Source organism: Kineosphaera limosa NBRC 100340, from assembly GCF_000298215.1.
Taxonomy (GTDB): Bacteria; Actinomycetota; Actinomycetes; order Actinomycetales; family Dermatophilaceae; genus Kineosphaera; species Kineosphaera limosa.
Map to the genome: position 1 here is coordinate 72,153 of NZ_BAHD01000025.1, position 11,112 is coordinate 83,264.

The window sequence follows — 11,112 nt, forward strand, 5'->3', positions numbered from 1 at the left end:
AGTGCGCTAGTCCGGCTCGGTCGCTTCGGCTTGGTACCTCGGCTGCTTCGGCTCGGTCGCTCCAGGGCTCGCGGGCAAGGCGATCTAGGATGCGCGGTATGACGCAGAGCACCGACGCACCCGACCTCAAGCCCCGCAGCCGCGACGTCACCGACGGCCTGGAGAAGTCGGCCGCCCGCGGCATGCTGCGCGCTGTCGGCATGGGCGACGACGATTTCGCCAAGCCGCAGATCGGCGTCGCCAGCAGCTGGAACGAGATCACCCCGTGCAACCTGTCGCTCGACCGGCTCGCCAAGGCCGTCAAGGACGGCGTGCACGCCGGCGGCGGTTACCCGCTGGAGTTCGGCACGATCAGCGTCTCCGACGGCATCTCGATGGGCCACGAGGGCATGCACTTCTCGTTGGTCAGCCGCGAGATCATCGCCGACTCGGTGGAGACGGTGATGATGGCCGAGCGGCTCGACGGCTCGGTGCTGCTCGCCGGCTGCGACAAGTCGCTGCCGGGCATGCTCATGGCCGCCGCGCGCCTCGACCTCGCGGCCGTCTTCTTGTACGCCGGGTCGATCCTGCCGGGCATCGCCAAGCTCTCGGACGGCAGCGAGAAGCAGGTGACGATCATCGACGCGTTCGAGGCCGTCGGGGCGTGCGCCCGGGGCCTGATGTCGCGTGAGGACGTCGACGCGATCGAACGGGCCATCTGCCCCGGAGAGGGTGCCTGCGGCGGGATGTACACCGCCAACACGATGGCCTCGGTCGCCGAGGCCATCGGGATGTCGCTGCCCGGGTCGGCGGCTCCGCCCGCCACCGACCGGCGCCGCGACGGCTTCGCGCGCAAGTCGGGCGAGGCGGTCGTCAACATGCTGCGTCAGGGCATCACGGCCCGCGACATCATGACCAAGGAGGCCTTCGAGAACGCCATCAGCGTCGTCATGGCCTTCGGCGGCTCGACGAACGCCGTGCTGCATCTGCTGGCCATCGCCCACGAGGCCGGTGTCGAGCTGAGCATGGACGACTTCCGCCGGGTTGGCGCCAAGGTGCCGCACCTGGCCGACGTCAAGCCGTTCGGGCAGCACGTGATGACCGACGTCGACCGCGTCGGCGGCGTCCCGGTCGTCATGAAGGCCCTGCTCGACGCGGGTCTGCTGCACGGCGACTGCCTGACGGTCACCGGCAAGACCGTCGCGGAGAACCTTGCCGGCATCACCCCGCCGGATCCCGATGGTCTGGTCATCCGGGCGATGACCGAGCCGATCCACCCCACCGGCGGGCTGACGATCCTCTCCGGCTCGCTGGCTCCGGAGGGGGCGGTCGTGAAGTCCGCCGGCTTCGAGTCCGACGTCTTCGAGGGCACCGCTCGGGTCTTCGAGGGGGAGCGGGCCGCGATGGACGCGGTGGAAGACGGCTCGCTCGGCTCCGGTGACGTGCTCGTCATCCGCTACGAGGGCCCCAAGGGCGGCCCCGGGATGCGCGAGATGCTCGCCGTCACCGGCGCGATCAAGGGCGCGGGCCTGGGCAAGGACGTGCTGCTGCTCACCGACGGCCGGTTCTCCGGCGGCACCACCGGGCTGTGCGTCGGGCACGTCGCCCCGGAGGCCGTCGACGAGGGGCCGATCGCGTTCGTGCGCGACGGCGACCGCATCCGCCTCGACGTCGGCAACGGCACCCTCGACCTGCTCGTCGATGAGGCAGAGCTCGCCGCGCGCCGCGAGGCCGGGGTGCAGCACCCAAGTCCGCGCTACGAGCGCGGGGTGCTGGCCAAGTACCGCCGCCTCGTCGGCTCGGCGAGCAACGGCGCCGTCTGCGACTGAGCCGAGTCGTCACGTTTGGGGTCGAGTCGTCAGTTTCGCGCTGCCGCGTTGTCACCTTTGGGGTCGAGTTGTCACTTCTTTCTGACGACTCGACCTCATTTGTGACAACTCGACGCAGGGTGAGCTCTGGGCTCTGGGCTCTGGGCTCTGGGCTCTGGGCTCTGGGCTCTGGGTGTCAGGGCGGGCGCTGGGCGGCACTCTGGGTTGGGTTGCCGGAGGCGACAGCCTTCCGCGGAGACCATCCCGCATCATGAGATCGCCGTCTCACGTCTTTGACACCGGAGCGCGCCTGGGTGAAGGTTGTCGCATGGCCCGAATTCTCGTACTTACCTGAGCGTGTCGTTCGTAACCCGTTCGACGCGCTTCCCCTTCGCCCGATCCGGGCCGAGGGGTTTTTTTCTGGGACGGGCCCCCCTCATAGCTTCGGTTCGCGTCCTGTGAAGATTCAGGTAGGTCGTTCTTCGGAACGCCACGCCTAGGAACGTGTGCCAGGAACGTGAACGAGGTTCGCTCTCCTGCGCGCAACCTCAAGGAAGCGGTGAAGTCATCGTGTCGAGCAATCCACGACCTCCCCGGCCCGCGCCGGTGCCCGGGGCCCCCGCCATGACCCCGGCATCAGCGGCGCCGCCGGTGCCCGCCGACCCGCGGCCCGGCCGCGGAGTAGCGCCCCGGCCGACCCCGGCTACGGCGGTACCCCAGCGTCAGGGCGGTGTGGTCGAGAACGTCACCGGCGCCCAGAGCCTGGTCCGCGCGCTCGAAGAGGTCGGAGCGGAAGTCGTCTTCGGCATGCCCGGCGGAGCGATCCTGCCGGCCTACGACCCGCTGATGGACTCCAAAAGGGTGCGCCACGTGCTCGTGCGTCACGAGCAGGGTGCCGGGCACGCCGCCGAGGGCTACGCGGCGGCCACCGGCAAGGTCGGCGTGTGCATGGCGACCTCCGGCCCAGGCGCGACGAACCTCGTGACGCCGCTGGCCGACGCCGCGATGGACTCCGTGCCGATCGTCGCGATCACCGGCCAGGTGGGCAGCGCCGCGATCGGCACCGACGCCTTCCAGGAGGCCGACATCCGCGGCATCACGATGCCGATCACCAAGCACAACTACCTCGTCACCGACCCGGCCGACATCCCGCGGGCGATCGCCGAGGCGTTCCACATCGCCTCCACCGGCCGCCCCGGCCCCGTGCTCGTCGACATCACCAAGGACGCGCTGCAGGCCGCGACGACCTTCAGCTGGCCGCCGACCTTCGAGCTGCCCGGATACCGCCCGGTTACCAAGCCGCACAACAAGCAGATCCGCGAGGCGGCCCGGCTCATCAAGGCGGCCCGACGCCCGGTGCTGTACATCGGCGGCGGCGTCATCCGCTCCGGAGCCAGCGAGGCGCTGCGCGAGTTTGTCGAGCTGACGCAGATTCCGCTGGTCACGACGCTCATGGCGCGTGGTGCCGTTCCCGACGAGCACCCGCTGCACCTGGGCATGCCGGGCATGCACGGCTCCGTCGCGGCGGTCACGGCACTACAGAAGGCCGACCTGCTCATCGCGCTGGGCACTCGCTTCGACGACCGGGTCACCGGCAAGTTGGCGACCTTCGCGCCGCTGGCCAAGGTGATCCACGCCGACATCGACCCGGCCGAGATCAGCAAGAACCGCGTGGCCGACGTGCCGATGGTCGGGGACTGCACCGAGGTCATCACCGAGTTGCACCGCGCGATGAGCGCTCCCGACGCCCTCGGCGATTACGAATCGTGGCGCGCGGAGGCGCAGGGCTGGAAGGACACGTATCCGCTGGGCTACACCCCTCCGGAGAGCGGCCAGATGGCCCCCCAGTACGTCATCGAGCGCATCGGCGAGTTGACCGGCCCCGACGGCACGTATGTCGCGGGCGTGGGTCAGCATCAGATGTGGGCGGCACAGTTCGTGAAGTACTCGCGGCCCAACAGCTGGTTGAACTCCGGCGGCCTGGGCACCATGGGCTTCTCGGTGCCGGCGGCGATGGGTGCCAAGGCGGCCGAGCCCGAGCGGGTCGTGTGGGCCATCGACGGCGACGGCTGCTTCCAGATGACCAATCAGGAGTTGGCGACCTGCGTCATCAACAACATCCCGATCAAGGTCGCGATCATCAACAACTCCAGCCTTGGCATGGTGCGCCAGTGGCAGACGCTCTTCTACAACGAGCGCTACTCCAACACCGACCTGCACACGGCGCACGGCGGCGAGCGCATCCCCGACTTCGTCAAGCTCGCGGAAGCCTACGGCTGCGTCGGCCTGCGCTGCGAGCGGGCCGAGGATGTCGATGACACGATCCGCCAGGCGCTGGAGATCAACGACCGCCCCGTCGTCATCGACTTCGTGGTGTGCCGCGACGCGATGGTGTGGCCGATGGTGCCGGCCGGTGTGAGCAACGACGAAATCATGTACGCGCGTGGCGTCTCGCCCGTGTGGGACCGCGAGGAGTGAGCGGCGTGAACAACAGGCATGTGCTGTCCGTGCTCGTGGAGAACAAGCCGGGCGTGCTCGCGCGAGTCGCGGCGCTGTTCTCCCGGCGGGGCTTCAACATCAGCTCCCTGGCGGTCGGGCCGACCGAGCACGACGAGATCTCGCGGATGACGGTGCTCGTCGACGCCGACGAGATGCCGCTGGAGCAGGTCACCAAGCAGCTGAACAAGCTGGTCGAGGTGCTCAAGGTCGTCGAGTTGGAGCCGGACAGCGCGGTGGCGCGCCGGATCCTGCTCGTGAAGGTCAAGACCGAGCCGGCGACGCGCAGCCACGTGCTGGAGACGATCGAGCTGTTCCGCGCGCGGGTCGTCGACGTGTCGGCCGACTCGGTGACGCTCGAGGCGACCGGCCGCGCGGAGAAGCTGGAGGCGCTGCTGGGGCTGCTGGAGCCCTACGGCGTCAAGGAGATCGTGCAGTCGGGGCTGGTGGCCATCGGTCGCGGGCCGCGCTCGATCACCGACCGCGCCATCCGGCACTGAACCCAAACACGCCAGAACCCCTTCCACCCCAAAGAAGTTAGGAGCCCCCAGTGGCTGAGATGTTCTACGACGACGACGCCGACCTCTCGGTGATCCAGGGCCGCAAGGTCGCGGTCATCGGGTACGGCAGCCAGGGGCATGCCCACGCCCTCAACCTGCGCGACTCAGGCGTCGACGTGCGCGTCGGCCTGGCCGAGGGCAGCGCCAGCCGGGCCAAGGCGGAGGCCGAGGGCCTGCGGGTGCTGTCGGTGGCGGATGCGGTCAAGGAGGCCGATGTCGTCGTCATCCTGACCCCCGACCAGGTGCAGCGCACGGTGTACGCCGAGCAGATCAAGCCGAACCTCAAGGACGGCACGACGCTGGTCTTCGGGCACGGCTTCAACATCCGCTTCGACTACATCACGCCGGAGTCGGGCAGCGACGTCATCATGGTCGCGCCCAAGGGGCCGGGCCACATCGTGCGTCGCGAGTTCGTCGACGGCCGCGGCGTGCCGGTGCTGTTGGCGGTGGAGCAGGACGCTTCGGGCAGCGCGTGGGATCTCGTGAAGTCGTACGGCAAGGCGATCGGTGGGCTGCGCGCCGGCGGCATCAAGACGACCTTCCCGGAGGAGACCGAGACCGACCTGTTCGGCGAGCAGGCCGTGCTGTGCGGCGGCATGAGCCAGCTGGTCATGTACGGCTTCGAGACGCTCATCGAGGCGGGCTACCAGCCGGAGGTCGCGTACTTCGAGTGCCTGCACGAGCTCAAGCTGATCGTCGACCTCATGATCGAGGGCGGCATCGCCAAGCAGCGCTGGTCGATCAGCGACACCGCCGAGTACGGCGACTACGTCTCCGGCCCCCGCGTGATCTCCCCGGAGGTCAAGGAGAACATGCAGCAGGTGCTCTCCGACATCCGCGACGGCTCGTTCGCCCAGCGGTTCATCGACGACCAGGATGCCGGCGCTCCCGAGTTCAAGGCGCTGCGTGAGAAGGGCGCCAAGCACCCCATCGAGGCCACCGGTAAGGAGCTGCGCAAGCTCATGGCCTGGATCAAGGACACCGACTCCGATTACGTCGAGGGTTCGGCCGCCCGCAACTGACGCTGGCTCAAAGGCGCCGCAGCGGCCCCGCATCTCACTGGGAGGTGCGGGGCCGCTGCCGTCTCGGTGGGCACCTTCTGCGGATTTGCGGCCGGCTCTCTTGCCCGGCGCGACGCAGGCACTGAGACTTGAGGCAAGGGGAGGAGCCTCAAGATGATTGCCGTTGTTGAGTCCGAGCTCGAGTTTCCGGCCGCTCCCATGCCGCGATTGGCCGATCTGCAAGCGTGGGATCAGGGGTTGTGTCGTCGGGAAGACAGCTACGAGCTCGTCGAGGGCGTCCCGACGCCGGCACCTGCCGAGAGCATCATCAACCGTGTCGCCGCGACGCTGCTCGCCGGCCTCCTCAATGCGGACCGGGGCGACTGGATCGCCCTAATCGCCATGGATCTGACCGTGCACGACGATTCCGCGCCCACCGTGCGTCGTCCCGATATCGTCGTCGCTCGACGCCGCCGGGGCGGGGACGTTCCGTCGGCCAGGCTGCTGGTCAGCGAGGTGCTGCTCGTCGTGGAGGTCGTCTCACCCTCATCGGTCGAGCGGGACCTGGTCACCAAACGTCGGGAGTACGCTGCGGTCGGCATCCCCACCTACCTCGTCGTGGATCTGCGCGCGGAACCGGGTGAGCTCACCTTGTACGAGGGGCGAGAAAGTGGCGGCGGCTACGCCGACGTCCCGCCTGGATCGTCGGTCACCGTGACCATCGACGGTCACGGCATCGCTATCGCGGTCGACGACCTCCTGGCGTAGTGATTCCTTCCACCGCTCCTGAATGGGCCGTCATCGCTGGCGGCTTCCTGCCCGTTGCGAGTTCCACGCTGCCAGACGGGGCCTCCCTGATTAGGCCCGGTGGCTTCATCGGGGTCAGCGATCGAGGTCGGGCTGGCTTCACGGTCGGCACCGGTTGCATCCGAGGAATGGTCCGGTTCTCGGTAGAGGCGTTAGCCACGCCGCCGCGCTCCTGTCTAGAGGACGACTTGTCAGTGGGTAGCTGGGACGTGGGAGCCGAGTTCTCGGTCGCCCCCTACCGACCGTGCCAGATCCAGCCCGAGAATCCGTTCGAGAAGCCCATCAAGGTCACTCCCGAGCGTGGGCAGACCTACCGCATCCGGGTGTTCGCGCGCGGACGTACACCGTCCGCGGAGGAAGGCATCAGCCGCGAAACCGGCGAGTGTTATCGCATCGTCAGCTGGCCGCAGTCGTATTTAGCTGACTTCCGCACCGCGGGCGAGGATGTCATCACGCGTCGTCACGAGGGCGACTTTGGCCAAGTCGACGCGGCCATCCAGTCACTACCCGAGGACGACGACGCCGAGTCTGACGGGTCAGAACCGGACACCGGGATCACCCCGGCAGGTGAGCGAATTGCTGCCGCGATGGCTGCTGCCCCCGGCCCCGGCGCTCGAGTCCTCTTCGCCGGCGTGGTCGACACGGACTATGGGCTGTTCGACATCGTCTGGGGCGACGAACCCCGCTCCGATGACCTCCCCAGCACTTTCCGAGGGCAGCGGAACGGTCTGGTGGGCGCGGCCGACCCGCGCGCGCTGCACGCTTTGTCCTCGCGAGACGATCCGGTGGCTCGGCCATCCGCATCGAACTTCTCCACCACGCACCTGAGCCGCCCGCCGCGGACTGGGAAGACGTCGTGGAGGTCTCCGCGGTCGTTCCCACCGGCAACGACCCGCGCTGGCTCACCTGGTCCGACATGAACTACGGCGAGCTAGGGCCGCTACCCGCCGGCCCTACCGGATACGCACCAGTGCCCTCGGGCGAGACGCTGCCGCCGACAACGAGTTCGCCGAAGAGTGCCTCGACGCCTACCTCATTCAGTTTTGGCCGGCCCCGCTGGAGCCGGACCAGATTGTCCGCATCGGTAGCGAGAGCGCGGCCTCCTACCACGGGCAATGGTGAGCATCGCCCTGAGCGACGAGCCACGGCCCCCCACATAGGGATGTCAGACCTGGCCGGCACTTCTCGTGGGGCAGCGTGCCACGCCCTGGCACGAGGCGGGTGGTTGCTTCAGCCGAGAGCGGTTCGACACCCGGGTCTTGCACTCATCGGTCGTGCGGGACCTGGGCACCGAGCGTCGGGAGTGTGCCGCGGCCGCACGCCCATCCACCGCGTAGCGCACCTCCATGGCCTCCCGTGAACCGGGTGGACGCTGAATCGCCCACCTTGGCAAGTTAGTTCGTAAAAGCGATCGAGTAATACGCTACAGACTGGGGGAAGCTGGATAGAGTGTGCTAGACTTAAGCGCATCCGGTGGACGACTGCAAGGGAGGGTCGAGCGCGATGAGTGACAGCATGCCGCCGACCTCCGACAAGGCTCCGCAGGGGCAGCGCATGTCGGAGGTCTTCGGGGAGTTGCCGTCGTGGTTCGGCCCGGGCAACGAGGCGCCAGCGGGGTTGTTCGACCTGAGTGTCCGTGAGTTGGTGCAGGTGGTCGCAGGGTCGGAGCGACTCATCACGTGGCTGCGGTACGTGCAGTTGGCGGCGACCGACCGGATGGTCGATGGCGTGCTCGAGGCGCAGGGGCGCGAGCCGGAGGAGCTCAACGGGCGCGGTAGTGATCCAGACGTGCGCAAGCTGGTGGAGTCCCTGGTCGCCGACGAGACGTCATTGGCCTCGGGAGTCCCGACGTGGGAGAGCGAGGCGCGAGCGGATTTCGTGACCGCGGCGCCCGAGGCGACGCGCCGCCTGAGCGAGGCGATGCGGCATGGGCAGTGCACCTGGGAAAGGGCCCGAAAGGTCCGGGAGCGCACCAAGGAGCAGGCGTCGTGTATCGCCGACGAGGTCGCACGCCGGGTCTTGGCGCCGCCGCGCTCAGGCGAGGTGGTGTCGTGGTCGCTGTTCACGCGGCGACTGTCGCGGGCATTGGCGGCGTGTGCCGACTCGGATAGGCAGCGTTCGCGCGCCCGGCGAGAGCGTGATGCCTACGGTCGCTTCACCGAACACGGCATGGGCTCGTTCACGGTGACCGGTTCGGCTGAACGAGTCGGGGCGGCGCACCAGCGCGTCGATGGCCTGGCCAGGCGGCTGCGGGCCGGGGGAGACGAGCGCACTCTGGCCCAGCTCCGCTCCGACATCGCCCTAGACCTGGTCATCGAGGGCCAGCCAGGCCGCTGCGCCCAGCCGCGCCGCGGCGACGGGTCGCCCGAGCCGGAGGCCGGTCAACGGCACGAGGGGCGGCACGCTGACTGCGTGGCGGCGCACTCGACCAAAACGCTCTCCGGGGCGTTCGCTGGGGCGGTGCCGGCAGGGCGGATCAACGTGACTGTCTCACTGGCCTCCCTCGTCGGGGTCAGTGATGACCCGGGCCAGACGCCGCGCGGGTTGTTGACGGCAGATCTGGTGCGCGATGTGGCGTGCGCGGAGGGCACGACGCTGGCGCGGATCGTGACCGATCCGCACGATGGGCTGGTCATCGAGGCCTCTACCGATCGTTACCGGCCGACCGCGGCGATGCGGCGGTTCGTGACGGCCCGCTACGGCACGTGCGTGGCGCCGGGGTGCACTCAGCCGGCGGCGACGTGCGAACTGGATCACGGCATCCCCTGGCCGCGGGGGGCTACGACGAGCCGCAATCTGACCCCAAAGGGTGGGCGGCACCACGAATACAAGACCCGCGGATGGTGGCGTCAGGAGCACGACGAGGGCAGCGGCGTCGTGATCTGGGAGACGTTCGGGGGCACGTACTGCACGTACCCGATCCGCTACGGCCACGACCCGGACAGCGTCGACTGCGACGGCCCCGACGAGGCGACGGCCGCCCGGGTCGCCGCCTACCGAGACCACGTCGAACACTGCCGCGCCACCGACCCGGAAATGGAACGCGATCGGGCCGCTGCCCTGGGCCTGCGCACTGCCCCGGAGCACGGCCCCAAGCATGCGACCAGCCAGGCGGCCGCTCACGCCACCGGCCAAGCGGCCAACCGCGTGGCCGACGGCAGGAGGCACGTAGCCGCGCCGGGCGTGGGACACGATGACTGCGCCGGTGCCGAAGCCTGGCTCGACCCGCACCTGCCCGACGAACGGTGCGGCGTGGCGCCCCGCCTGACCACACAACAACGCATCGACGCCCTCCGCAGCGAACAACTGAGCGCACGCCTCTGTCAGGCCCCGGCCAGCCCAGGTGGCAGGGTCGACGCTGACGACCTGCACCGTTACGCCCGCAGGCCCTACGGTCAGCTGCCGCGTCAGAGCACGTGGAACCTGGAGCACTCCGCCGAAGAGGCGACATCACTGCCGCACGCACGGCACATCAAGGCAGAAGCACACAGGTCGGGGACCGCTACGGATGCGGCGGGCACAGCGGGCCCACGCTTACCGCCGCACTACGACACGCCCCCGTTCTGACGAGGCTCGATGAGGCCACTGCCCGGCTCCTTCTTCGCCAGATAGGCGCGAGGCGCCCCCGTCGTGCGGCGAGTACTGGACGGCGAAGGCCACGCTCGACTGCCGCAGCCCCGGGCGCGGCGCACTCACATCGCGAGGGCGAGCACACCGAGCCCCACTAGCACGACGGCGTCGATGGCGACGAGGACGAGGGTCGTCGTGCGCATCGAGACCGAGCCGGGCGGGCACATCCGCACCGCGAGCAGCACCCGCCCCGGCGAGGCCATCGTCAGCAGCGAGGCGCCGACGTTCTGCATCGCGACGAAGTCGAGCACCGGCTTGCCGAGGGCGTGGGCGGCCTGCGCCTGCGGGGCCGCGAACATCGCGTTGGCGCCCGCGTTCGACCCGGTGAGGAAGCCGCCGATGCCCGCCAGCGTCGGAGCGAAGAAGGAGTAAGCCGGGCCGAGGGCCGTTGCGGCCACCGCGATCTGGGCGGTCATCCCCGCGTCGACCATCAGGATCCCCACCAGGACGAACGATGCCGTCGCCGGCGCCACGACCCGCCACGAATGCCAAGCGCTCAGTCCGGCTTCGCGCACGGTCCGGCGAGTGAGTTCGGTGCGGTGGAGCAGGTATTCGGACAGGCAGGCGACGGCGAGCCAGAGCCCGGGCGACGCGATGTAGCGGCCGAGCGCTTCGTCAGGCAGCGAGTGCACCGCGGCGCGCGCGATGAGCACCCCGCCGAGGAGCACAACGTAGGGCAGCAGCGCCCGGACGAGCTCGGCGACCGAGCTGTCGGATGCCGCCGGTGCCGCCGAGCTGTTGCATGGCGCCGGAGCCGCCGAGCCCGGCACGGCGATCGTCTCGTCAGTCCGCGCGCCCGTGGGGCGGCCCGCGCTGCCGCTGCCGTCGTGG

The 11,112-nt window shown here is 69.3% G+C and carries 8 protein-coding genes; 7 read left to right on the forward strand and 1 reads right to left on the reverse strand.

Annotated features, from left to right (window positions below; all coding sequences use genetic code 11):
• Nucleotides 1–89 precede the first annotated feature (89 nt).
• The 7 genes from ilvD (at nucleotide 90) to KILIM_RS22240 (ending at nucleotide 10,218) form a co-directional block, all read left to right on the forward strand.
• Nucleotides 90–1,808 (forward strand): dihydroxy-acid dehydratase, encoded by a 1,719-nt coding sequence (gene ilvD / locus KILIM_RS08515; protein WP_006592254.1) that lies wholly within the window; start codon nucleotides 90–92, stop codon nucleotides 1,806–1,808.
• A gap of 603 nt (nucleotides 1,809–2,411) precedes the next feature.
• Nucleotides 2,412–4,265: an acetolactate synthase large subunit gene (locus KILIM_RS08520; protein WP_083876017.1), complete on the forward strand. Its 1,854-nt coding sequence runs from the start codon at nucleotides 2,412–2,414 to the stop codon at nucleotides 4,263–4,265.
• Nucleotides 4,266–4,270: 5 nt separating this feature from the next.
• The gene (ilvN, locus tag KILIM_RS08525; protein ID WP_006592256.1) at nucleotides 4,271–4,783 is read left to right on the forward strand and encodes an acetolactate synthase small subunit; all 513 of its coding nucleotides are present in this window, start codon (nucleotides 4,271–4,273) and stop codon (nucleotides 4,781–4,783) included.
• Between the two features lie 50 nt (nucleotides 4,784–4,833).
• On the forward strand, nucleotides 4,834–5,865 hold the full coding sequence (gene ilvC, locus KILIM_RS08530; protein WP_006592257.1) for a ketol-acid reductoisomerase: 1,032 nt from the start codon (nucleotides 4,834–4,836) through the stop codon (nucleotides 5,863–5,865).
• Nucleotides 5,866–6,018: 153 nt separating this feature from the next.
• The gene (locus KILIM_RS22235) at nucleotides 6,019–6,612 is read left to right on the forward strand and encodes a Uma2 family endonuclease (protein WP_006592258.1); all 594 of its coding nucleotides are present in this window, start codon (nucleotides 6,019–6,021) and stop codon (nucleotides 6,610–6,612) included.
• 233 nt (nucleotides 6,613–6,845) lie between these two features.
• Complete coding sequence (locus KILIM_RS08540; RefSeq protein WP_040562707.1) at nucleotides 6,846–7,571, forward strand: hypothetical protein; 726 nt, start codon at nucleotides 6,846–6,848, stop codon at nucleotides 7,569–7,571.
• Nucleotides 7,572–8,154: 583 nt separating this feature from the next.
• Nucleotides 8,155–10,218, forward strand: a complete 2,064-nt coding sequence (locus tag KILIM_RS22240) for an HNH endonuclease signature motif containing protein (protein WP_006592260.1) — start codon at nucleotides 8,155–8,157, stop codon at nucleotides 10,216–10,218.
• A 125-nt stretch (nucleotides 10,219–10,343) separates the two neighbouring features.
• Here KILIM_RS22240 and KILIM_RS08550 read toward each other — a convergent pair.
• On the reverse strand, nucleotides 10,344–11,112 hold a 769-nt coding region (locus tag KILIM_RS08550), incomplete at its 5' end, for an L-lactate permease (RefSeq protein WP_006592261.1).